Raw genomic sequence first — 23,778 nt, forward strand, 5'->3', positions numbered from 1 at the left:
ATTGACCAAAAAATCAAATCTGCTTGTATAATCAAAATAGTGTGCAGCGCAGAAACAATTATGGACGAGATCGAGTACGCCAAACTCTATCAGGAACTGGCGGCAATTCTGAATGAGTTTAATTTAGGTTGGGTAGTTCAACAAGTAGCCGATACTGTAGAGATAGGCAAAGTAATAGAAGAGCGATCGCTCAAAAGAAAAACACCTCTGCTCAAGATAGAAGATTATACCGCAAAAGAACAACTTTTGCTATTAATTGATGCTGTCGAGCAAGCGACTGTGAACACTTCCGAAATGGAAGACGAAATTGCTTATTTCTTGAAAGTAGAATCAGAAACCTCTCCCCTCGGCACAAAAATTACATTTGCCAATTCAGGTGCAGAATCTGCCAAAACAATCGAGTTTACTTCCAGCGTCACAGCCCCCCGCCACAAACAGGCGATCGCCCTCAAGCACTTGCTAGAAAAACTGCCCTCCGGGCCCAGCAACTACGCCATCAATTCCGAAATTAAAAGCAAATTAAAAAGCTCGATCGATCCCGAATTTAACACAGCGGCAGAACAATCCAGAATTTTTGACACTTACCTCTTCACCATCTTGCTAAAAGCAGTTGCTAATGAAGGCGGTACTATTTATTACAACAATGTTTTAGACGACGAAACACCGAAATATTTAACATTTAGAAAAACGGCGGGAAAAATCCACGGAAGTGCACATCCATACACTCATGCTGTTGTGGAATTTCCCGACAAACCAGCCCTGGAAGTTCACCTAGGAGTAAAAGTCCAAGGTAGAGCCGGAGTTCTGCACAACTGCAACGTGTTAATTTTGTACCAAAAAGAAGCAAATATCTGCCGCTTGCTCAACCGCGAACCCCGCCACTCGCAGGTAATTTTAGCAGTAAAATCCGAACACAGCACCTCAGAACTTAAACTAGAAATGGCTGGTGCTTTTATCGGCTTAGCGTCAGATATTCGCTACGAAGGCGGCAGCTATTTCATTTCTAACAGTTACTCCCAACCCATAGCGAAACTGCTAACTACTGCTCGCAAAAAATGGGAACTCAACATTTTTCCTAGAGCCACAAACGATGTCCACCGACTGATGTACTCGTTTCAAACTATCTTTAAAGACTTTAAGGCCAGAAACTAACATCGGGGAATTGGGAATTGGGCATCGGGCATCGGGAATTGGGGCTCGGGCATCGGGAATTGGGAATTGGGCATCGGGAATTGGGAATTGGGGAGCGGGAGTAGTTAGTGTAGGACTTATGCCTAAATACCAAAGAAACCAGGTTTTTTACCAGGATTCAACGCTCAAATCCAGTATTTAGTAAAAAAAGGGTTTCTGCGTCTAGGACTATAGTGGTTAGTGGTTACTGGTTAGTAGTTTTTCTAATAACAAATAAAAAACAACAAATTACCAATGCCCCATGCCCCATGCCCCATGCCCAATTCCCCATGCCCCATGCCCCATGCCCAATATAATTTATGATGTTGCGAGCACCCGAACCTTACGAATAATGTTTAAGAAAGATAAATCTTCCCTGCTGTTTACGATCGGAGCCGCCACACTTCTGATCGGTTTAGGCTTTGTCACCTACTACCTCGTCATTTCCCGTGGGCCCGCCAAAGATTTGCCGGCGGGGGCAACCGTTGTCCCGCAAGATACGATGATGGCCCTATCCATCAGCACCGATCAATCGCAGTGGAATAGACTGCGAGAGTTTGGCACGCCGGAGTCAAAAGCTTCGTTTGAGAGGTTTTTAAGCGAAATGCGCGATCGCCTCCTCACAAGTAACGGCTACGCCTACGAGCAAGACATTCAACCCTGGGTGGGTAACACAGCAATGGTGGCTTTTCTTCGCAACAAAATAGCTATACCAGCCCCCCCGCCCCCACCCAATACGCCCCCATCTCCCCCAATTCAACAGTCAGTGGCAATTATCCTGCCAATTGCCAACCCGCTCAAAGCCAAAGAATTATTAGCAAAACCCAGGCCTCTCAGCCAAGGAAAAATAGTTGAGCGTAATTATAAAGGCGTGCAAGTCACAGAAACTCAAGGCGTACCCGATCGCAATTTCTCAGTCGCGGTACTCGGCACCAACTATCTAGCAGTCACCACAGATCCTAGCGCTACAGACAGAATAATCGACACCTACAAAGGCGAACCTTCCCTAGCAAAAACCCCCGGCTATGCAGACGCCATAGATAAAATAAAAAGTCCGGGCGCCTTCGGTCAAATCTACGTCAATATGCCCGTTGCCGCCGCCTATTCCGCCGCCAACTCAGTCCGTGAAATTTCGCCAGAAAACCTCGAAAAACTGCAACAAAATCAGGGATTTGCCACCACAGCGACGCTGGAAGCAGAAGGAATTGGATTCAAATCAGTCTCTTGGCTAAAACCAGATTCTACCAGAAGGATAGCAGTAGAAAACAATGCTCTAAAAATGGTTGACCGCCTGCCAAGCAATACAATAATGATGGTATCAGGCGGCAACTTGCAGCGTTTGTGGCAAGACTACGTATTGGGAGCCGATGCGAACCCGATTTCCCCAATTAATCCCCAAGTTTTACGCACAGGTTTAAAATCCACTACCGGCATGGATTTAGATAAAGACTTGATGAACTGGATGGCGGGAGAATTTTCTCTATCATTAATACCAGCGCCCGCCCAGAATTCCAGAGACAAATTTGCTGCCGGATTTGTATTTATGGTGGAAACAAACAACCGGGGCGCTGCCAACAAATCCCTGAAACAGCTTGATGAAACGATGAAAATGAAAGGGTTTAGAGTGGAGGAAATTCAAGTCGGCGGCAAACCGGCGATTAAATGGACATCGCCGTTTGGAGGGATTACGGTAACTCGCGGTTGGATGAACGATGTAGCGTTTATGACAGTAGGAGCTCCCGTAGTTGATGCGATCGTTCCGGCACCCAAAAGTCCGCTTTTAAGCAGCGAACTGTTCCAGAAAACTGTACGATCGCAACTTAAACCCCACAACGGCAATTTCTTCATCGACATCGAGAGTGCGTTTAACCCGAAAAACCTAGCTTTGCCGGAGTTTCCTCCCAACCAAAAAATGTGGATAGACGCCATGCGGTCGATCGGCGTTACAGCGGCCGTCATTGGCGATCGTACCACCCGTTACGACGCTTTTGTCGGTCTCAAAAAATCCACCCAATCCACTCCTTCTGCAAATCCTTCACGCAGTCTTGCTTCACCGAGTCCTGCTTCACCGCGCCCTGTTTCACCCAGTCCCTCGCCCACTGTCCAAACTTCACCCAATTAACTCTTAAATCCTTCCACAAATCCGCCTGCCCACCCCCTTAAGTACCAACAGGGCGATCGATTAAAATCGAAAAGCAGCCGCTCGAAATCGGCAATAGTGGACTTGACTATAAGAGGGAAATAGAGCCGGATTTAAGTAGCTTTACTTCACAAAAGCTCAGACAAAAAAAACCCAAAACCCGGTTTTTTATTTAAATAAACCGGGTTCCTGAACACCCTAACAATTTAAATTTTTGAAAAAAAATTCAGGATTCAGGAGCCAGCATCCAGAAGGAATTATGTGCGAAAGGATGGAAAATCGAGGTTTAAAGCCCCCGATTTTAATCGTGGGTCACAAAAAAATATTTCCGTGACCGTTAACCCTCGCTTCAGGCATGAGGTCTTCATAAGTCAGAATTCTGTCTTCTGACTCCTTCTCATTTCTTCTTTTCATAATTTTAATTTTTGGCAAGTGTAGAGTATTTTTTATTTTCTATAAAATATTTGGGGATATTTCCCGGTCAGTCTTGGACGCAGAAACCTAGTTTTTGAACCCCGATACTTCCTTCAAACTCTGAATAATAGTTAAACAACCCGGTTTCTAGGGGGGGGGAGTGCCTCTAAAAGTACCGTTTTTGTTTTTTTTAATAATATGTCATGCGGAAGATACAGCTCCTAGGCCTTGCGAGTTATATTTAGATTGTGGAAAAGCTACGCTGAAAAAATTGTAAAAGCAGAGGCAAATTCTACCCATTGACTCCTGAATGCACTGGCAGTCAGAAACCCGGTTGCTTCCTAGATATAGCGTCTTCAACCGTTCCGAATAATCTATCCAGAGCTTGGCATTCCTAGTCAGCACCTGTACAACATCGGAACGTGCAGTCAAGTGTCTTAACTGACTAAGTTCATCGATGACACGGTGATCTAAACGTCAGCATTATGCACTGTCGAAGGCGATTAAGGAACGAATGGACAGGTTTTTAGCTAAGCGTATCGCTTTCCTAACAAGGGAACGTGAACATTAACGACGCAAACCTTACTTAGCAATAAGACTACCAGAATACCTCACAAATACCCCCTGTAAAAATGAGGGGTAGATTTCCAATCTTCTACGCAAATTGACCCGACACAGCACAGGTGCAGATATTTAGTGATATAGCAGTCAACCAACTTTTTTCTACAAAGCCGGTTTCTTTACCTAATTTCTGTGATTTATATTTATTTTACCCATTAAAAACCCATGAAAAACGCCAAAAATATTCAAAAAAAGTCTAAATTTATCTCAAAAGCAAGAATAAGCAAACTGACACTTGCTCTGCAAATAGTCTTAATAAATATTTACTTTTTGCAAGCAAAAGCCGAAGGTCAAACAATTGTTCCAGCGGCGGACGCAACAGGCACTACCGTCACTCCCGCAGCCCAAAACGGAACTCCTGGGCAGCCAAGTCGCTTCGATATTCAAGGCGGAAAATTATCGAGCGATCAACAAAATCTTTTCCACAGCTTTAAAGAATTCGGCTTGTCGGAAAATCAGATTGCCAACTTTATATCAAACCCCAACATTCGCAACATTTTAGCGGGCATAGGCGGCGGCAACCCCTCGATTATTAACGGCTTAATTCAAGTAACCGGCGGCAATTCTAACTTGTTTCTGATGAATCCATCCGGCATCATATTTGGCAACAGTGCTAGTTTAAACGTGCCGGCTTCTTTCACAGCAACCACCGCCACCGGTATTGGATTTGGTTCAAACTCGTTTAACGCCAACGGTAGTAGCACTTACACATCTCTGACAGGCGCGCCCAGTTCCTTTGCTTTTGGAGCCGATCGAGCAGGGGCAATTATCAGCACGGCAGACTTAGCAGTCAAGTCAGGGCAGAACTTAACCTTGCTCGGCGGCACCGTTGTCAGCACAGGCAGCCTTTCTGCCCCAGGCGGTCAACTTACCGTAGCATCAGTCTCCGGGACAAATTTAGTGCGCGTCAGCCAGGGAGACAATTTGCTGAGTTTGGAAATCGAGCCGCCCTCAGCGACGAGCAGCACTGGAACAACGGTAACAGCTTCGGCATTGCCGATCGCATCCTTGCCCGAACTGCTCACAGGCATCGGTGAAACAAACGCTACAGGCATCAGCGTCAATGCCAGTGGTGAAGTGGTACTCACGGGGTCTAACCGAGCCGTAGCTGCCGGGGACGTTGCACTAAAAGATGCAAACGCTCGGGCGATCGAAATTCAAGCCGCTAACAGCATTGCAGTCAGCGGAAACCTGACAAGTTCCCAAGGCGGTGCGATCGCCCTAGAAGCTAGTGGTGATATTAGCACTGTCGATCTCGACTCCCACTCCGACACCACCGCAGGCGGCAACATCACCGTCACCAGCCGTACAGGAAAAGTAGAAACAGGCAATATCAACGCAGAGTCGATCGACAAAACCAGCAACGCCGGAAACGTTAGTATTGCAGCACCCTCAAGCAGCATTCAAACAGGGTCCATAGACGCCAACTCCGAAGAAAAACAAGGCGGCGCAGTCACCCTCAACGCCCGCAACGACATCGAAGTAACCCATATCAACACCGAAGGCCGAACAGGCGGAGGAGAGATTTACATTACAGCCGGCGGTAATTTCCGAGCTACAGGCACTTTCACCAACGATAACAACTGCTTGTCCCAACCTTGCAGCATTTCCGCATCCACTACTGGTAGCGCTAATGGTGGAGATATCACCCTTCGCCACGGTGGCAAAGCCTCGAACACTCCTTTCAGCGTCGGGCCCGACTATAACAAACTCAACGGTACTGCTGGCAGCATTGCCACTGGGGGTCCGAAGAAGGAAAATGTGATTACACAGGGAAGTTATTTCAGCCCCGACCCTCAGATAGTACAGCCGACCCAAATTAGCATTACGGCTTCTTCAGTATCGCCAACACCAACACCAGCACCGACACCAACACCAGCAGCAACACCAACACCAACACCAACACCGACACCAACACCGACACCAGCACCAACGCCAGAACCAGCACCGACACCAGCACCGACACCAGCACCGACACCCGCACCAGCACCAGCACCCGCACCCGCACCAGCGCCAGCACCAGCACCAGCGCCCGCACCAGCGCCAGCACCAGCACCAGCGCCAGCGCCAGCGCCAGCACCAGCACCAGCGCCAGCGCCAGCGCCGACACCAGCACCCGCACCAGCACCAGCGCCCGCACCAGCGCCCGCACCAGCACCAGCACCCGCACCAGTTCCAGCGCCAGCACCAGCACCCGCACCAGCACCCGCACCCGCACCCGCACCCGCACCCGCACCCGCACCTATATTTGCACCTGTACCCCCGCCGACACCAGCACCAGCACCAGCACCAGCACCCGCACCCGCACCAGCACCAGCACCCGCACCCGCACCTTTACAAACACTAACGCCGGCACCCGCACCGGAACCAGCACCAGCACCAGCACCAGCACCAGCACCAGCGCCAGCACCAGCACCAGCACCAGCACCGGAACCAGCACCAGCGCCAGCGCCAGCGCCAGCACCAGCGCCAGCACCGGAACCAGCACCAGCGCCGGCACCAGCACCAGCACCAGCGCCTTTACAAACACTAACGCCAGCACCAGCGCCAGCGCCAGCACCAGCGCCGGCACCAGCACCAGCACCAGCGCCAGCGCCCGCACCAGCACCAGCACCAGCACCAGCGCCAGCACCAGCGCCAGCACCGGAACCAGCACCAGCGCCGGCACCAGCACCCGCACCAGCGCCAGCGCCAGCACCCGCACCAGCGCCAGCACCAGCGCCAGCACCAGCGCCAGCGCCAGCACCAGCACCAGCGCCAGCGCCAGCACCAGCACCAGCGCCAGCGCCAGCGCCGGTATCAAATTTGCCGATCGCACCGACAATTTCTCAAAATCCAGCGGTTGCGCCTGCTGCTGCGCCCATAAATCTCGCACCGATACCGACACCGGAGATCGCAGCCAACCAGCCGCCCAGCACAAATCGTTTATTTTCCCCCAGCTTGCAAGAGCAAAACCAGATATCTAATTCCTTGCAACAGCGCAATTCACCTCCCGCGTCTGGGAATCTTGACGCTTCCAAGTTGCCCACCAACCTCGACGCCGTTATTTTTCCCGTCGAGGAGAGATTTACCAGCGAGTTTGTCGATTACCTAAATTTGCCATCAACAACTGCGATCGCCACCTTAGAAGATGCCCAAAATACCCTTCGCAGTGTCCAACAAGCCACAGGCATCAAACCAGCTCTCATTTATATCAGCTTTGTACCCACGGGCTCTACAGTCGCTCGGCCTTACAGCAGTTCCCCCATCTTGCGCGTAGAACAGCAAATTCAAGCCTCCGACGAACTGGAAATGATGGTTATTACCCCGGAAGGTGTACCCGTTCGCCAGCGCATCCCTGGAACCTCTCGCGCCCAGGTAATGGAAGCTGTTCGGAAATTTCGCGATGAACTGACTAATCCGGTAAAGCGCAACACTAAAAGTTATTTGCCCTTGGCTCAGCAACTCTACCAGTGGATGGTAGCGCCGCTCGAAGCAGAACTCCAAGCCAAAGGCATTGAGAATTTATCTTTTATCTCAGATATGGGGTTGCGATCGATACCGATGGGCGCCCTACACGACGGCAAAGGCTTTCTGGTAGAGCGTTACAGTGTTGGCTCGATGCCGAGTCTCAGTTTGACAGATAGCAGCCCCGCCAATTTCAAAAATACCCAAGTTCTGGCCATGGGGGCGTCGCAATTTCCAGATATGAGTCCTTTACCTGCGGTGGAAATAGAAGTATCCACAATCACGCCGCAGCAGTGGCCGGGTAAGTCTTTCTTGAATGAAGCTTTCACCCTGGCCAATTTGAAATCGCAGCGCCAGCAGCAGCCTTTTGGGATGATTCACTTGGCTACTCACGCCGAATTTCGATCGGGAGAGCCCAGCGAATCCTTTATTCAGTTGTGGGATACTAAATTGCGTTTGGATCAGTTGCGGCAAATGAATTGGCACAGCCCGCAAGTTGAAATGTTAGTTTTGAGCGCTTGCAGAACTGCTGTGGGCGATCGAGAGGCCGAGTTGGGCTTTGGCGGGTTAGCCGTGCAAGCCGGGGTTAAATCGGCTATGGCGACTCTCTGGTATGTCAGCGACGAGGGCAGTTTGGGGTTGATGACGGAGTTTTACGGGCAGTTAAAAACTGCTCCGATTAAAGCAGAAGCACTGCGGCAAGCGCAATTAGCGATGTTGCGCCAAGAGGTGCGAATTGAAGGGGGGATGCTGCACACTTCTGGTGGCAATCTGCCGCTACCCCCGGAATTGGCAAACACGACGAGTCAGAATTTCTCTCATCCTTATTATTGGTCTGCTTTTAGAATGATTGGCAATCCTTGGTGAGTCGATCGCCCACTCGCACCTCAACAACCGCCAACCACTCATAATTGCCACAAAAATTCAAAATCCCAAACCCAAAACTGCCCAACCCCAGTACGATCGATCTAGTTAGCAAAAATAAGTAAAAACACTACCGGAGTAATTTTTATGGATCTGGTCGTACTCCAGAACTGGCTGGACAACATCTCCTTTGCCGTTTTGTTCTCAACAATGCTCATTTACTGGGTTGGCGCAGCATTCCCCGGCATTCCCTACCTGGGGGCCCTAGGAACCGCAGGAATGGCCGTCGCCAACCTATCCATCGCCGCTTTACTCGGTTCTCGATGGATAGAAGCCGGCTACTTCCCCTTAAGCAATCTCTACGAATCCCTATTTTTCCTAGTTTGGGGAATCACCGCCATCCACCTAGTCGCGGAAAACATGAGCCGTTCCCGCTTAGTAGGAGTAGCCACATCCCCCGTCGCAATGGCAATATCCGCCTTTGCAGCCCTGACTCTGCCCGCAACCATGCAATCTGCAGAGCCCCTAGTACCCGCGCTCAAATCAAACTGGCTGATGATGCACGTTAGCGTCATGATGCTCAGTTACTCAACTTTAATGGTAGGAGCGCTACTGGCGATCGCCTTTTTAATCGTCACCCGCGGCCAAAAAATCGAACTCACCGGTAGTTCCTTCGGCACCAACAGCAACCGCAACGGCAACTACCGCCTCCAACGCCCTCAAAACCCCGAACCTCAAAATGCAGAAACCAGCGCCGACAGCGCATTAGTTTTCAGCGAGCCCTCTTTCAACTCCAACAATAACGGTTTGGGCACCACCGCAGTGCTCGAATTAGCAACCGTTCAAAGCCCATCAACCCCCCCAACTCAAACCGCAGAACTTCTCTCGCCCCAGCGATTGAATCTAGCAGAAACTCTTGATAACATTAGCTATCGCATCATCGGTTTAGGATTCCCATTACTGACAGTTGGCATTATTGCCGGTGCGGTTTGGGCTAACGAAGCTTGGGGATCGTACTGGAGTTGGGACCCGAAAGAAACTTGGGCGCTAATTACTTGGTTGGTATTTGCTGCCTACCTGCACGCCCGCATTACTCGTGGCTGGCAGGGAAGACGCCCAGCAATTTTAGCAGCCACAGGTTTTGTGGTAGTTTGGATTTGCTATCTAGGCGTTAATCTGTTAGGCAAAGGTTTGCATTCCTACGGTTGGTTTTTCTAATTCCCGATCCACCAATGGGCCACAGAAGAACAGGATAAGTCAAAGACTCGGGATTAATATCATCTCCGGTGTGCGATTCGTTTAGCCTAAATGGATAGGTACTCCTATTCAGGGACGGTTAGCCTGACTCAGATGAGTCAATGATAACTGATTACACTTCTGGGTGAGACATTAAGTCAAGTCCCAGTCCGCAGGTGCAGCGGTAAAAGCATATCCCCTATCAATGTTAAATAGCAACTAACAGGATAAAGCGGGGATAAAAGGCAGAAGACTCCTAGCCGAATGGGGTAGCTGTCGAGCAAGAACTTATGCGTAGCGAAAGCAAAAATGTGTCTGAACCACCGTTATGATAGATGGTCAAACGGCTGAAAGACCAAGCCAAAAGGCAAGGATAGGGCATAAGCAATTATCGGATTGACTTACAAGCACTGCCCATAAACCCGGTGGAAAGCATTACGCTGTCATGTTCAACCAATGTGTAATCGGAACGAAGTAAAGCACTCACAGCCCTTAAATAATTAAGTAGGTTGCTAACCGTAAACTGTGAGTGTGAGGGATGGTTGCAGAAGCCAAAGCTCTGCTGTAATGGCAGAGATATGCTGACAGCGCCGGGTGGTGTAAAAGATAGAGACTAAGTAGCCCTTTAAAAGCCTAATGCCACAGAAAAATCTGATGGTGGGATGTAGGGGTAAAAGGAAAACTATCAAGCGGTAGAAATCAGATCATTATGCGATCATACTGTATCCATAACCAGGATTACATCACTCAGGAGCCGTGTGCGGTGAAAGTCGCAAGCACGGTTTTGTAGGAGAGATGGTAGGGGACACTCTGCCATCGACTCTCTAACTGTAGGGTGGGCAATTCCCACCTTACTCAACCAGCGAAATTCTAATAATTAACTCCCTCTTCCTTCTTCCCTTTTTTTACCCATGGCGAAGTGGAAGGGCCTTCTTTCTTCTTATAACTTCGGTCTTCCTCACCTCCGTTACATCCGTTACATCCCGTACATTGCTCGTTGCCGAACTTCCTTCATTCATTAAAATAACGACAATTAATATGGACGAATCGAAAATATTTCCCCAAGACGACGATGTTGTGTCTGCCCCTACCAGCGCTTTAATGTATCAATGTACATTCAAAGTCAGCGAATTTATGGCCATTATGCAGTCAAAATTGGTAGACGAAAAATTATTTTCAGACGGTCTCGATTGCGAGCTATTAAGTGCTGGTAAAGACTGGACTAAAGGAAAACTTAGAATGCGTCTGGAGTTTATTCCGCTAGAACCTGAAATCAAGGAACAAAAAGCCCTTCCTGCCGCTGCTGAAAGATCGGACACCGTGCAAAACTACGCCGTAGATAGCTCACCTCAAACCGATATAGATGAGTCATTAAATCAATGTGACTCAACAGAAATAAGTAATCACTTTCCTATTTCTAGGTATCCAGACCGCGACCCCCAAAGTATAGGAATGTGGAGCTAGGAAGGCAAAGACTGAGAGATTATTGGGAGAGGGGGATGCTTCCCCTTTTTTGCTCAAAATCCCTCGGTTAAATCCCGTACACTGCTCGTTGTCTAACTTCCTTATTTTTGCTTAATTAAAAACTGCTCTCATGGCTGAATCTTCCAATTGGACGCACCTGCACGCTCAAGTTCACAGGACGCTGCTGTACAGACAGATATTGCCATCAACTCAGCGCTTGCTAGTAGCAGTATCCGGCGGACAAGATTCTCTGTGTTTAATTAAATTACTGCTAGATTTGCAGCCAAAATGGGGGTGGGATCTAGCGATTGTTCACTGCGATCATCGTTGGCGTTCTGATTCGCAAGCGTCGGCTAATCATGTAGCACAATTAGCTAAAAACTGGGGAATATCCTACTATTTGGAAACAGCCTCGGACATCCCCAAAACAGAAGCAGCCGCCAGAAAGTGGCGATATCAAGCTTTAACCGAAATTGCGATCGCCCACCACTACCTCTACATTGTTACAGGCCACACAGCCAGCGATCGCGCCGAAACACTCCTCTACAACCTGATTCGCGGCAGCGGCGCCGACGGACTTTCTGCCCTCACCTGGACGCGGCCCCTGCTCGATTTTCAATTGCCGATTTTAGATTTTAGATTGGGGAATTCCGGCGAAAATCCCAACTCCCAAATATCGGCAGATTTTAGATTGGAAAATCACGATGAAAATTCCCAATCGAAAATCCAAAATCTAAAATCTCAAATCTATTTAGTTCGTCCCTTGCTCGAAATAACTCGACTGCAAACAGGTCAATTTTGTCAAGAGCAAGAACTACCAATTTGGGAAGATTCTACAAATCAAGACTTACAATATACGCGCAACCGGATTCGATCGGAATTATTGCCTTATTTGGAAACTCATTTCAACCCAAAAGCCCAACAAGCGCTAGCTCAAACAGCCGAACTCCTCCGCGCCGACGTAGAATATCTCGAACTTGCAGCCAGCGACTTGCTACAGCAAGCAATGTCTCCAATTGCAGACAGCCCGCAGGTAAATTTTCAACTTCCCGTCAAGTTAAATCGCCCGATTTTGCGGGAAGCACCCCTGGCATTGCAGCGGCGGGCCATGCGGCAACTACTGCAACAAATATTGCCCTCGGCGCCGAGTTTTGAAAGCGTAGAAAAACTAACCAGCTTAATCGTAGCGCCCAACCGATCGCAAACCGATCCATTTCCTGGAGGAGCGATCGGTCGAGTCGAACACCCTTCGATAATTTTAGATATTAAATTTTAAGCTGCGATCAAAGCAGAAAGGACTTGCCGCAAATCGGAAACTACCCGATCTTGCTCCTCTCCAGTCTGCTGCACCCGATCGAGTTCCCCCGCCACCGCTTCGAGCTTTTGGCGTAGCGCATTCAAATTGTCCTGCACCGGCTGCAACATTTCTTGATAAACATTCAGCCTGCCCCAGAGTTGCGCCACTGCACCTTTCTGGTTGAACAAATTCTGCTCTAACTGCTTGAGTTCGTAGCGTTTCGCCTCACTTTCCCCATTTTGGCGGTTGACATTTGCCTCAATTTGAGATACTGCTTCCCGCACCTGCTGAATTTCATTTTCCAGTCTTTGCAATTCTTGGCTTTGCTGCTGCCGCTGAGTATTTAGCTGTGCGACAATCGGCCCCAAATCAATATCTCCTCGGTCTTGTTTTGGAGCATTAGCAGTACCCAGTCGCCGCCACAGAACCGCCTGATGCTGCTTTAAAACATCTTCCCGTTCCTGCAACCGGAGGCGCTGTCCCACCAGAGTTTCGTTTAACATCTGATAACTTTCGAGTTCATCTGCCATTTCATTTTCCAAAGCCATGCGATCGTACTCGCTAGCAGCTTGAATTTTCCCTTGCAGCTCCTCGATTGTCTCCCGCTGCAGAGTCAACTCCTCCTCTTGATCGTTAACAAACCGGAACACCTTTTCCAAATCCTCTTGCAGGTGTTGCACCAGTCCCTGTAACTCATCAACAGGCATCTTCTCTAAAGCTGACACATCTACTTTTTGCTCCGTAGGCGCAGCACCCGAAGCAGATGCTAACCTGGAAACTTGCTGATAAAGCTCCTCAACAGCCCGCACCTGCAAAGACACGGACTGAGCCTGGTCCTGCTTAGCGCTGAGGGTACTTTGCTGGCCTTTAAGCTCCGCCCGAGCTTGGGCCAAAGCTTCTTGAGATTGGTACCACTCTTGCCAGCGGTTTTGGAGGGTCTGATTTTGTCGATCGACCTCTTCTTGTTGCTGTTGAGCTATGCTCTGTTTTTGCTCCAACTGCTGCCAGTGCTGATCCAGAATTGCCTGCTGAGCGCCCACCGCACCGAAAGACTGATTCAGTTGTTCCCGCACCCCTTGGGCAGAAGCAATTGCCCCTCCCAGCTTCTGCATCAACTCCTGAATCCTCTGGGTCTGCTGCTCATCAACTACTGCCCCCTGCGGAACCTCAGACTGCTGCTGGGCCACCCGTTGCTGCTCGCCCCGCAACTGTTCCCAAGCTGTCTCAATTTCCACGCGACTGCGATCCACTTCTTCTCGCAGTCGGTTAGCTTCATCTCTAGTATTTTCAATTTCCGAGCGCTGAGCCTCCAGCCGCTCCAACTCCTCTTCCATTTGAGCTAACTGCTCTTCGCGGGCTTGCATTTCCATTTCCCGGCGATTGAGTTCCTGACTCGAAAACGTCAGAGAAGCCTTCCACTGTTCAATTTCCTCTTCCTTATCCTTAAACTTGTCCTGCAATCGCGAGAAATTTTGCAGAATGCTCACCAACTGGCGGGCCGCCTCCTGAATCCGCTGCACTTGCTTGCTAGCGCTCAACTCAACCAGCACCAGCGTGCCGTCGTTAAACTTATTAGCTTCCTCAACTGGGATCGCGTCATCGCCTGGTACGGCGCTCCAGTTATGTTCGCCCCGCTGACAAGCTAGCAGCTTCAGTTCAGCCTTACCGCCACCGAGACCAAAGCCGCTTCTCTGTTTTTGTACTTCCGCTAGATACAGCACACTAATAGTCCTCTGCTTCGTAAAACCTATCCCAACTTACTTTAAGTTACTTAAAGGCCTAAAAGATAAGTGGTGTTTACTTCCTACGCTGTTGGGTAGACGGCTAATCCCAACATAAGTAGGCTATCCCCCTTAAGCCAAAGGTTCTTGACTAAACATAACACTGCGTGCGATCTTTAGTCAACTTACCTAAAGTAAACAAGTATAGGCAAGTAAGGATAACTTTTTGCCACTTAAGTCTTACTTTCTGGTATCGTTTGCCCAATCGGGGGATAGCATTTTTTCCTAACTATAGCAGCACTAACGCATAGCACTGCCTCACGGGAGAACTTCCAGAAAGTACAGCCGCCGCCAGTTGTCTGGAGGAATGAGAGAGCAGTATCAATGCCGCTTGATTAAAGACTAGCAAAACTGCGGAGACTGCCATAGCCCAAACCTGAAAAAGGTCAGTCCTTGAACTTCCCCACGTCTAAAGCCGGGGGATTCTTGCCCACCTTCAAGACGACAACGGGACATTCAAATATAGCTCTATTCACTCAAAGAACTTTACTTCTCCCGGAGCGCTGACTTGCTGAGTTCTTCATATTTTTAAGGTTGAACGTGACCTATGCTGCAATTATTTGCCCTTTAACTATTCCGAATTAATCAGATTAGTGCGTTGCCGGGGTTGCTCGCCGTCTAGGATATTTCAATGGGTTGAAAGTTATTCTTACTCGGGCAAATCGCTCTCTGCCAATTATACCACTCTGGTTTTAGCAACACAATTGTTTCGCGAGACTTAAAAGTCCCTACCGACTGATCCCCCGGTCTAAATCCCCATGTCGTTAGCCCTGGGCTTGGCTCTGGGGTTTCCATCAAAAACTTTCTATTGATTTTACAACGCTTTAGTTATGGGTCGATCGTGAGAAAAGCCGTTGCAGCCCCCAAGCCTGCGCCCTGCTCCGGCGGACTAGGGATTTGAACCGCGCTGCCTTAGAATAAGGTAATGACGCGAGCCTGTGACGCTCGCCGCGGGCGAGCAAAAAGGTCGATCGGCACTGAGGGTTTTCCTGACAATTGCCAACAAAGGTTCATTTTGACTGCACCTGATTTTAGGGCTGTGGCAAACCCAAAAAAAACCTCGATCGCAACTCATCCAACCCAACAGACTAGCCTCAAGTTCCCATCGGGCCTCGATCGGCACTTGCTGCTGGTAGCAGCGGTAAAACCAGAGAATCCTCGGTATTTTGAAGTTGACCTACGCCAAGATGTGTTGGATAAACTGACGGCATACTCAGCCAAAAACTTCAAAACTTTAGCCATCGAAGACTTGAACCAGTCGGGAATGCCCGCGTTGCACACTCGAAGAACCCGTGCAATCGTGCGGTGTGGATTCTACGAGTTTAGGCAACAGTGGGAATACAAGGTGAAACTCTACACTTAGAGAATGCCGCGAGTTTCGCGGTTTCAGCTTGTGGACTGGTAGCGCGGCCGAGGAGCTGCAGTAAGTATCGCCCTTTCGTCAATTCCCAATTGTGAGATCGGCATCAGCGCGTAAATTATTGACGGAAACTAAAGTCAATCTTTTCGCCAGCACACAGTCTTTCCGAGCTCAGACGCCAACGGTTTTAAGGAGGACACTTTAGCTGCATGCAGGGAAATTTGAGTGAAATAGACATCCGCAGCATCCTGCAATTGATTGAGTTAGGTCAGCGAACCGGAGAACTGTTCGTAGAGGCCTACACCTCCACCGGCAGCAGCACGGGTACTCAACCTACCCCGCGCTCCCTTGCAGGACAATCCTGGTATGTCTTCTGCTTCAACGGTCAAATTATTTACGCTACCCAAAGTGCGGGCAGTTTGTTTCGGTTGCGCGACTACCTGCGCCGCTACAAAGCAGATACCGCCCTCGACAAAATCCAAGTTCCCTATATGGCATCTACCAATGCCCCAGAATACGGCTATCTATGGGCCCTGCTAGAAAATCACATCCTCACCCCAGCTCAAGGACGCAACATCATCCAGAGCATGATCCACGAAACCCTATTTGACTTGCTCAGTCTCCACCAGGGTTCCTTCACTTTTGAAATGGGCCCAGCTTTGGCTCCTCAACTGACCAGCTTAGAAATTAGCTCGCTGCTGGCCAAGATTGTCAAACAGGTGCAGCAGTGGAAGCAGTTTCACCCTCACATTCAGTCGCCCAACCAATGCCCGGTGATTTCAGACCCCTCCGAGCTGCGAGTCGCGTTGCCTGTCAATACCTTTAATACTCTCAGACGCTGGGCCGACGGGCACACTTCGATCCGCCAAATGGCGCGCTACCTCAACCGAGACGTGCTCACTGTCGCTAAGGCGATTTACCCATTTGTGCAGCAGGGATTGGTCCAAGTATTTTACGAACCCTCTGTTGCCCCGACCAACAACAAAAAAGAATGGTCGTCCCCAGAAACCAAGGTTCCCAGAGTTGTCTGTATAGACGACGACAATACTATTCGCAAAACAGTCGAGTCAATTTTAAATGAACACGGTTACGAAGCTACTACGATCGGCAATCCCCTCCAAGCCCTGAGTTTGGTGTTTCCACTCAAACCCGATTTAATTCTGTGTGACATCGCCATGCCCGAACTCGACGGCTACGAAATTTGCGCTATGCTGCGTAGTTCTAGCGCTTTCCGCCAGACGCCGATCGTTATGCTGACGGGCATAGACGGATTTATCGATCGCGTTAAAGCCCGCATGGCCGGAGCTACAGACTTCTACACAAAACCTTTTGGTGAAAGCGAGTTATTGATGCTGGTAGAAAAATATGTGGGCCCGGGCTACCCTCGGGTCAATGTCTCGGAAAGATTATTAGACCGCTCGCTAGAAGACCAATTAGAAGAAAAATAAATTTGCACCGATGGCATTATTGGAGCTTTTTTGTACCTGCAGTTAGAGCGAGTCTCGGCCGCGGCAAAGAGAAAGCTTGGGGACAGGATGGGCGATCGCACCATAAACTAGAATGTATAAATCCGCGCGCTGGCATGAGGGCGTCGGTAAAACTCTGTTCAATTTCTAGACCCAAGTGGGTCTAACACGCTCAAAGTGCAAATATAATATACTTGTTCTCCACTTGCAGCGCTCCGAAAAACTGATGCACAGAGTTAGACTAAATTGCCAAATAGTTTTCTAAACTTGTCTATAATTGAGCAAACCCGCAACTCTAGGTAAGCTTAACTATGTTTGCCGTCAAACGATCGCTAAAATTGAATAACAACGAAGCGACCTTGATGGCAAAACACGCAGGATGGAGGCGGCTCGTCTTCAATTTCGGGTTAAGCTTGCGGACTCAAATGTATAGTGAGGGCAAGCTTTCGGACTCGAAGGTGATCGACGAAGTTAAAAAAGTTCTCACTAACCACGTCAAGAAACAGCCTGAATTCGCTTGGATGAACCAGTTGTCTAGCCGAGTCTACCAAAACGCATTAATTGACTTGAAAGATGCGTTTAGTCGATATCGTGCCGGGAAAGCAGGTCATCCCAAATTCGCCAGTCGCCGGGATGGTCAATCTTTTAGGGTAGATTCATCCAATGGGAAAGTTCTTCTAAGTGCTGGCAACACAATTAAGATTCCTTCCTTGGGAACGTTTCGGCTTCACGAAGCCCTAGAATGCGGTTACGTGTCTCAAACTTTTACTATCTCAAAAGAAGGAAGTCGCTGGTTTGTTTCATTCTGTGTTGATGCAGAACGTTTACCAGTTCAACAGCCCAAAAGCTCTGTAGGAATCGATGTAGGTATTAAATCTTTTGCCATGCTGTCAAACCAGCAAGTTTTTGAAGCACCAAAACCGTTGAAGCAAGCGAAAACCAAACTTGCCACTTTACAAAGTCAAGCTTCGAGACAGGTAAAAGGTTCCAATAACCAGCGTAAAACTTACAACAAAATCAGGCGACTTCACGCGCAAATAGCTTGTATTCGTAAAGATTTCTTGCACAAGTTAACAACTTACTTAGCCAAGACTTTCAAGCTCATCAAAATAGAAGACTTGAATATAAAAGGCATGATGGCAAATCACAAGCTGGCGGGGGCGATATCCGACCTGGGCTTTTACGAGTTCAAGCGTCAACTCGATTACAAATGCCTGATGTATGGAGCGAATTTAGTGCTGGTAGACCAATGGTTTCCTAGTTCTAAAACTTGCTCTAATTGTGGCAGCAAAAAAGATATGCCATTGGGTTTTCGGACTTATGATTGTCCTGCTTGTGGCATATCTATTGATCGTGATTGGAATGCCAGCGTTAACATTTTGAACTGGGAACCCTCGGCTGGAGGGGGATAGCCTACTGATCTTGGGATAGCCGACTACCCAATAGCGTAGGAAGTAAACTCGGATGCTCTAAAGATGGCTTTAGATAATTTTAGGTAAGTTTTACAAAGCAGTACAAAGTGAAGTTTTAGGGGTTCCCAATTAATTGTTCGTAGTCGATTTGAGCTAATTTATCAGCAAAAGTCGCGCGAATTATTGATTGCAGTCAATTATGGACGGAGCAAATTTATTGCCAAGCACCTCCGGCAGTCGCGCCATTCACCCCTTGGCTGTGTCAAGCTTGGCTGTGTCAAGTTTCGACCATCGAAGTTCGATCGGGTTCTTCTTGGCGGGAAATCTCAACAATTTGCTAGAAATGCAGGTGTCAGAATTATGATTAGCGGTAGCCCAGACTTTATATTACCAGGACTAGGGGTAGATCCGGCTCCGGAATTCCAAGAACTAGAAACTCCCGAAGGTGAGCTGCACCTGCGGTTCTACGTTCCTTCGGGGAACGAGTTCGCACTGCCAGCGACAGGGATTAGAGAGGTACTCTCCCCGTCCCCAGACCGCATGACACCGATCCCCAACGTTTCCTCTTTGCTTTTAGGTACGCTAAATATGAGAGGACGAGTGATTTGGGTGGCAGACCTCGGTCAATTTCTGGGAGACCAAACACCTCTGAACACAGATAGACCCGAAATCCCGATCGTGGCTGTGGAAGACCAAGACACGATTTTGGGGCTGGCAGTCGATCGAATCGTGGGGATGGACTGGCTCGACGTAGAGCAACTGCACTCTCAGAACAATGCACCAGACGGCATGATTCCATTTCTGAGGGGAGAATGGATGTTAGGTGCACAAGCTCAGAAAGTGCTCCGACTGCTAGATCAAGTGAAAATTCTGCGCTCGGCGCGGTGGGCAGCGTGAAATCGATTTTAGATTTGCGATTTGCGATTTTCGATTGGGGTCTAACCATCAACAGTCACACGACTTGAGGCGCGCATCTAAACATTCAATTCAAGATAATAAAAATCAAAAATCTCAAATCTAAAATCTAAAATCCAAAGAGGGCGGCAAATGGCAACAAGTACCAACTTTCAGCAGGACTACCAACGGGCAGAAGCGGCCTACATGGATGGCAATTATTCCGAAGCCGCAGCCCTAGTTTATCAATTAGTAGAAGATTTTCCCGAAGACCCCAGCGCTCGCCTGCTGTGCGGACACATTTACTGCTACGGGCTGCAACAGTATGAGGTGGCGCGGGAACAGTACACGGTTGTGCTAGGCCTGAGTGACGACCCGAGTTTGGTGGAACACGCTCACAACGGAATTACCTACACAGACCAATTTTTATCTGGAGAGCTGCAAACGGAAAATTTCGAGGCTTTGTCTGCTGAAACTGAATTAGAATTCTACCCAGACTTATCGCTTGATGAAGGGTTAGAAGACCCGGATTTGGGACTTTTCCAAGGAAATTCCCCATCCCTTTCCTATAGAAGTCAATCCTCAGACGACATGGAAAACGAGGACTTGGCCGACTTGGGCATGAGCGGCTTGGGGTGGGAAGCAGAAGACGACGATCGCGCCGACCCTGTCCCAGATTTAACCTCACATTCTAACCCGTTTGGTGGCGACAGCGGCGGAATGGCAGCTTATGCTGAGACCTCCGAGTCGCTAGACATAGACGAGTTTCCCGACTCGGACTTTGGAGACCCTTTTGCCTTAGATGATGGAGGGTTTGATGCTGCTGACGTGTCTAGCAGCAAAGTGTCTGGGAAAAGCGCACCTTACTCAGGAGATTCGTTTTCAGAAGCTCCGACTCAGATGCTCAACGGTCAAAGTTTTGCCTCTTCAGAAACCGGGAATTCCTTCGACTCGAACCAACTCGACTCCCCCATCGGGCCCTCGGACAATTTTGGCGAACCTTTTGCTGGGCTCGATTTGCCAGACGAATTCGACGATAACTCCGACTACGACTATCAATCCCCGCCCCAGAGCGGCCAAAATTACGGTCATAACGCACCTCCGGTCGAAGAGGAAGACCCGTTTGCCGAGGCGATGCCCTCGTCGGGTTTCGGGTCTTCTCGGCCTCAAAACAAGCAGCCGAATAACGGGTCGGACTACTCATCAAACTATTCGCTGGCGGAAGACGAAACGCTGTTGATGGGAGGTGCTGTCCCTAACTCTCAAAGTCAAAGGTCGAGCCGGGGACAATTTAATTCAGTCGATCGATCTTCCGCCAACAGCAACGGTTACAGCGACTCGGAGCCCCCGGCATTTGGCTCTAGAGACAACTTCGAGTTAGATGCTTTTGATGATGATGCTTTTAGCGATTCTTTCTCTTTCGACGAAAACGAACAAGCGACAGCTTTTGGAGCGTCCGACAAGAACAACAGCGGCTGGTCGTCAAAAGCTGGGAACGTTCAAGAACACAGCGACTTTTTAGACGAATTTGACGAGTTTGACGATTTGGGCAATTTGCCGGACTTTGATATCTCAGAAGATGCCACCAGTTCGATCTTGACTAGAGGTAACACCAATTTCGGCAACTCGACCAGCGGCATGATGGGAACGACGGGCAGCAGCCTGGACTTTGACAACAGCGATGGCTCAGCAATTCGGGATGACGAAATATTTAGCATAAGCGGCCCGGCTGATGCGTCTGTGCCGAGTTTTGCTCCCACAGAAACAGAAGCGGTCGATACTTCGGTCACGGTAGAACAGGGGGGACTGGCTTTCTTGGAAAATGCCCCTTTGTTTACAAAACAGTTGTACACGGCAATCGGGGCGGGACTGGTTTCTCTGGTAGCTGTGGCTTTCGTCACCAACATTGCCTCCTATCAAGCTCTGCGGCAAGACAAACCCGAGGCGATCGTTTACCTGCGCCAAACAGGCTGGGTAATGACCGCAGCAGCAGGCTTTACGAGCTTTTTAACTTCTTGGGGCATCGGCCAGTTGATCGCCAAGCAGGTACGCAAGTCGTCGGATAATTTGCAAGCTCAGTTCGATGCCGTATCTCAAGGAACTTTGGATGCTCGAGCTACGGTTTACTCGGAAGATGAATTTGGCAAAATGGCAGCTAAATTCAACCACATGGCGAAGGTCATCCAAACCACGATTAGCGATACCAGGCGCAAGTCTGACGAGCAGGAACAGGCAAAAGAAGACTTGCAGCGCCAAGTGATTCGCTTGCTAGACGACGTGGAAGGAGCGGCCCGGGGTGACTTGACGGTGACTGCGGAAGTGACCGCAGACGTTTTGGGTGCTGTTGCTGACTCGTTTAACTTGACAATTCAAAATCTGCGCGAAATTGTCCATCAGGTGAAGCAGGCGGCTCGGGAGGTCAGCAAAGGCGCTACGGATAGTGCTAAGTTTGCGGGCGATTTGTCTTCCGACGCGCTGCGGCAAGCTGAGGAACTGGCGGCAACGCTGAATTCGGTGCAAGTCCTCACCGACGCGATTCAGCGGGTCGCAGAGAGCGCTAGAGAGGCGGAAGAAGTGGCCCGGGGCGCGGCGGCAACGGCTCTGAAAGGGGGCGAGGCTGTGGAGCGGACGGTGGCTGGGATTTTAGAAATTCGAGAAACAGTAGCAGAAACCACGAGAAAAGTCAAGCGGTTGGCAGAAGCTTCTCAAGAAATTTCTAAGATTGTGGCTTTAATTGCGACGATCGCCTCCCGGACGAATTTGTTGGCCCTCAACGCCAGTATTGAGGCGGCGAGAGCTGGGGAAGCGGGCAGGGGTTTCGCGATCGTGGCAGACGAGGTGCGACAATTGGCCGACCGATCGGCTAAGTCTTTGAAAGAAATCGAACAGATCGTGATGCAAATTCAAAGCGAAACCGGCGCGGTAATGACGGCCATGGAAGAAGGGACGCAGCAGGTTATTGAGGGGACAAGATTGGCAGAACAGGCCAAGCGATCGCTTGAAGATATCATTCAAGTAACTAACCGAATTGACGTGTTAGTGCGATCGATTACTGCCGACACTGTAGAGCAAAACGAAACCGCTCGCGCCGTAGCTTCTGTGATGCAAGCTGTTGAGCTGACCGCTCAGGAAACATCCCAAGAAGCGCAGCGAGTTTCCGGTGCTTTGCAAAATTTGGTAGGCGTTGCTCGTGACCTTTTGACATCGGTGGAAAGATTCCGAGTAGAAACAGCAGAAAGACAATAATTAAGTGTCTACTGCTTTTTTATCGGCTGATTTACTAGCACCTTAGTGTGGCAATGATGGCATAAAAAAAGCAACCTCGCAGTCTTGAAACCTCTGCGGGGCTGCTAATTCAACACCTAAACAAAGTAGGAGTTGCACAGATGGACGATAACATAGTAGAGGTAATACCGGGCATCTTTGGTGAAATTCACCCGACGGGCTGTATTATCTCTATCCTAACCAAATCTAGCAGTGGCTATGCCAATAAAAGACTTCGCATTAACGGTAAATGGAAAACCTTTACTGTCCACCGTTTAGTATTAGAACATTCATTAGGTCGGCAGCTCAGATCCGAATACTTTGCTTGCCATACTTGCGATGTCCGAAACTGCATTAATCCTAACCATTTGTGGGAAGGCTCTAGGCTGGAAAATTCTCAAGATAGGTTTAAAAAAGGACGTATTAAAAATGTCGGAAGTACATCGGCGCCGAAACCTCAAAAACAACTGCGAGGCATAGAAATAATTCCCGGTATTCGGGCCCAAATACAGCCGAACGGCTGCATGGTTTGTACCTTGGCTAAAAGAAGTGATGGTTACGCCATTAAGGGTACTAAAATTAATGGTAAAACAAAAAGTTTCTACGCTCACAGACTGGTACTGGAACACAAACTGGGAAGGCCTGTCAAACCCGGTTATTTTGCGTGTCACAGTTGTGACGATCGCGGTTGTATCAATCCTGACCATTTGTGGGAAGGAACTCCCGCAGATAACTCCCGCGATGCTATAGAAAAAAACCGCTTTCCTTTCGTTCCAGGCAAGATATGTCCTAACCGCAAACTCAAACCCGAACAAGTGCAGCAGATTCGCTATCTTTTAAGTGAGGGCATATCGAAAGCAAAAATAGCCAGGACATTTGCGATATCTCGCAGTCAGATTATTCTCTTGGCAAAGGGCGAGATCTACAAAGAGCTTCTCTAGAACTACT

General features: G+C 49.1%; 15 protein-coding genes. 13 read left to right on the forward strand and 2 right to left on the reverse strand.

The genetic code is table 11. From position 1 onward, the window contains the following. Nucleotides 1-60 precede the first annotated feature (60 nt). From QUB33_RS02925 to tilS, 6 genes are all read left to right on the forward strand, one after another. Nucleotides 61-1,152, forward strand: a complete 1,092-nt coding sequence (locus QUB33_RS02925) for a hypothetical protein (RefSeq protein WP_333346995.1) — start codon at nucleotides 61-63, stop codon at nucleotides 1,150-1,152. Nucleotides 1,153-1,522: 370 nt separating this feature from the next. Beyond that, nucleotides 1,523-3,292 (forward strand): DUF3352 domain-containing protein, encoded by a 1,770-nt coding sequence (locus QUB33_RS02930; protein ID WP_333346998.1) that lies wholly within the window; start codon nucleotides 1,523-1,525, stop codon nucleotides 3,290-3,292. Between the two features lie 1,218 nt (nucleotides 3,293-4,510). Further along, nucleotides 4,511-8,659 carry a CHAT domain-containing protein gene (locus QUB33_RS29615; protein ID WP_445299498.1) on the forward strand — a complete coding sequence of 1,383 codons (4,149 nt, stop codon included), beginning with the start codon at nucleotides 4,511-4,513 and terminating at the stop codon, nucleotides 8,657-8,659. A gap of 144 nt (nucleotides 8,660-8,803) precedes the next feature. Beyond that, nucleotides 8,804-9,874, forward strand: a complete 1,071-nt coding sequence (gene ccsB, locus QUB33_RS02970; RefSeq protein WP_333347001.1) for a c-type cytochrome biogenesis protein CcsB — start codon at nucleotides 8,804-8,806, stop codon at nucleotides 9,872-9,874. Nucleotides 9,875-10,930: 1,056 nt separating this feature from the next. Beyond that, on the forward strand, nucleotides 10,931-11,356 hold the full coding sequence (locus tag QUB33_RS02975) for a KGK domain-containing protein (RefSeq protein WP_190661800.1): 426 nt from the start codon (nucleotides 10,931-10,933) through the stop codon (nucleotides 11,354-11,356). Nucleotides 11,357-11,486: 130 nt separating this feature from the next. Next, entirely contained in the window at nucleotides 11,487-12,632 is a 1,146-nt protein-coding gene (tilS, locus tag QUB33_RS02980; protein WP_333347005.1) for a tRNA lysidine(34) synthetase TilS, read from the forward strand. Here the strand turns inward: tilS and hmpF are convergent. Together hmpF and QUB33_RS02990 are read right to left on the reverse strand one after the other, a co-directional pair. Further along, entirely contained in the window at nucleotides 12,629-14,374 is a 1,746-nt protein-coding gene (gene hmpF, locus QUB33_RS02985; protein ID WP_333347008.1) for a pilus motility taxis protein HmpF, read from the reverse strand. The two genes, tilS and hmpF, sit on opposite strands and share 4 nt — an antisense overlap. Nucleotides 14,375-14,663: 289 nt before the next feature. After that, nucleotides 14,664-14,801, reverse strand: a complete 138-nt coding sequence (locus QUB33_RS02990; RefSeq protein WP_333347012.1) for a hypothetical protein — start codon at nucleotides 14,799-14,801, stop codon at nucleotides 14,664-14,666. A 558-nt stretch (nucleotides 14,802-15,359) separates the two neighbouring features. Between QUB33_RS02990 and QUB33_RS02995 the strand changes: the two genes are divergently transcribed. The 7 genes from QUB33_RS02995 to QUB33_RS03025 all read left to right on the forward strand — a co-directional run bounded on the left by QUB33_RS02995 (nucleotide 15,360) and on the right by QUB33_RS03025 (nucleotide 23,771). Continuing rightward, a complete protein-coding gene (locus tag QUB33_RS02995; protein WP_333347015.1) occupies nucleotides 15,360-15,797 on the forward strand; it encodes a hypothetical protein in 438 nt (145 codons plus the stop codon). A gap of 206 nt (nucleotides 15,798-16,003) precedes the next feature. After that, entirely contained in the window at nucleotides 16,004-17,242 is a 1,239-nt protein-coding gene (locus QUB33_RS03000; RefSeq protein WP_333347017.1) for a response regulator, read from the forward strand. 329 nt (nucleotides 17,243-17,571) lie between these two features. Beyond that, nucleotides 17,572-18,672 carry an RNA-guided endonuclease TnpB family protein gene (locus QUB33_RS03005; RefSeq protein ID WP_333347019.1) on the forward strand — a complete coding sequence of 367 codons (1,101 nt, stop codon included), beginning with the start codon at nucleotides 17,572-17,574 and terminating at the stop codon, nucleotides 18,670-18,672. A gap of 199 nt (nucleotides 18,673-18,871) precedes the next feature. Further along, nucleotides 18,872-19,036 carry a hypothetical protein gene (locus QUB33_RS03010; RefSeq protein WP_333347022.1) on the forward strand — a complete coding sequence of 55 codons (165 nt, stop codon included), beginning with the start codon at nucleotides 18,872-18,874 and terminating at the stop codon, nucleotides 19,034-19,036. After that, entirely contained in the window at nucleotides 19,036-19,569 is a 534-nt protein-coding gene (locus QUB33_RS03015) for a chemotaxis protein CheW (RefSeq protein WP_190661936.1), read from the forward strand. Before QUB33_RS03010 ends, QUB33_RS03015 begins: the two co-directional genes overlap by 1 nt. A 150-nt stretch (nucleotides 19,570-19,719) precedes the next feature. Next, nucleotides 19,720-22,812 (forward strand): methyl-accepting chemotaxis protein, encoded by a 3,093-nt coding sequence (locus QUB33_RS03020; RefSeq protein ID WP_333347025.1) that lies wholly within the window; start codon nucleotides 19,720-19,722, stop codon nucleotides 22,810-22,812. A gap of 140 nt (nucleotides 22,813-22,952) precedes the next feature. Then, nucleotides 22,953-23,771, forward strand: a complete 819-nt coding sequence (locus QUB33_RS03025; protein ID WP_333347028.1) for an HNH endonuclease — start codon at nucleotides 22,953-22,955, stop codon at nucleotides 23,769-23,771. The last annotated feature ends 7 nt before the right edge of the window (nucleotides 23,772-23,778 follow it).

Origin of the sequence: Microcoleus sp. B3-A4 (assembly GCF_036705385.1) — a bacterium.
GTDB lineage: Bacteria > Cyanobacteriota > Cyanobacteriia > Cyanobacteriales > Microcoleaceae > Microcoleus.

Bases quoted from the DNA above. Each gene is read 5' to 3' on its own strand.
- QUB33_RS02925 (WP_333346995.1), top strand. From the start codon at position 61: ATGGACGAGATCGAGTACGCCAAACTCTATCAGGAACTGGCGGCAATT.
- QUB33_RS02930 (WP_333346998.1), top strand. From the start codon at position 1,523: ATGTTTAAGAAAGATAAATCTTCCCTGCTGTTTACGATCGGAGCCGCC.
- QUB33_RS29615 (WP_445299498.1), top strand. From the start codon at position 4,511: ATGAAAAACGCCAAAAATATTCAAAAAAAGTCTAAATTTATCTCAAAA.
- ccsB (WP_333347001.1), top strand. From the start codon at position 8,804: ATGGATCTGGTCGTACTCCAGAACTGGCTGGACAACATCTCCTTTGCC.
- QUB33_RS02975 (WP_190661800.1), top strand. From the start codon at position 10,931: ATGGACGAATCGAAAATATTTCCCCAAGACGACGATGTTGTGTCTGCC.
- tilS (WP_333347005.1), top strand. From the start codon at position 11,487: ATGGCTGAATCTTCCAATTGGACGCACCTGCACGCTCAAGTTCACAGG.
- QUB33_RS02990 (WP_333347012.1), bottom strand. From the start codon at position 14,801: ATGGCAGTCTCCGCAGTTTTGCTAGTCTTTAATCAAGCGGCATTGATA.
- QUB33_RS02995 (WP_333347015.1), top strand. From the start codon at position 15,360: ATGACGCGAGCCTGTGACGCTCGCCGCGGGCGAGCAAAAAGGTCGATC.
- QUB33_RS03000 (WP_333347017.1), top strand. From the start codon at position 16,004: ATGCAGGGAAATTTGAGTGAAATAGACATCCGCAGCATCCTGCAATTG.
- QUB33_RS03005 (WP_333347019.1), top strand. From the start codon at position 17,572: ATGTTTGCCGTCAAACGATCGCTAAAATTGAATAACAACGAAGCGACC.
- QUB33_RS03010 (WP_333347022.1), top strand. From the start codon at position 18,872: ATGGACGGAGCAAATTTATTGCCAAGCACCTCCGGCAGTCGCGCCATT.
- QUB33_RS03020 (WP_333347025.1), top strand. From the start codon at position 19,720: ATGGCAACAAGTACCAACTTTCAGCAGGACTACCAACGGGCAGAAGCG.
- QUB33_RS03025 (WP_333347028.1), top strand. From the start codon at position 22,953: ATGGACGATAACATAGTAGAGGTAATACCGGGCATCTTTGGTGAAATT.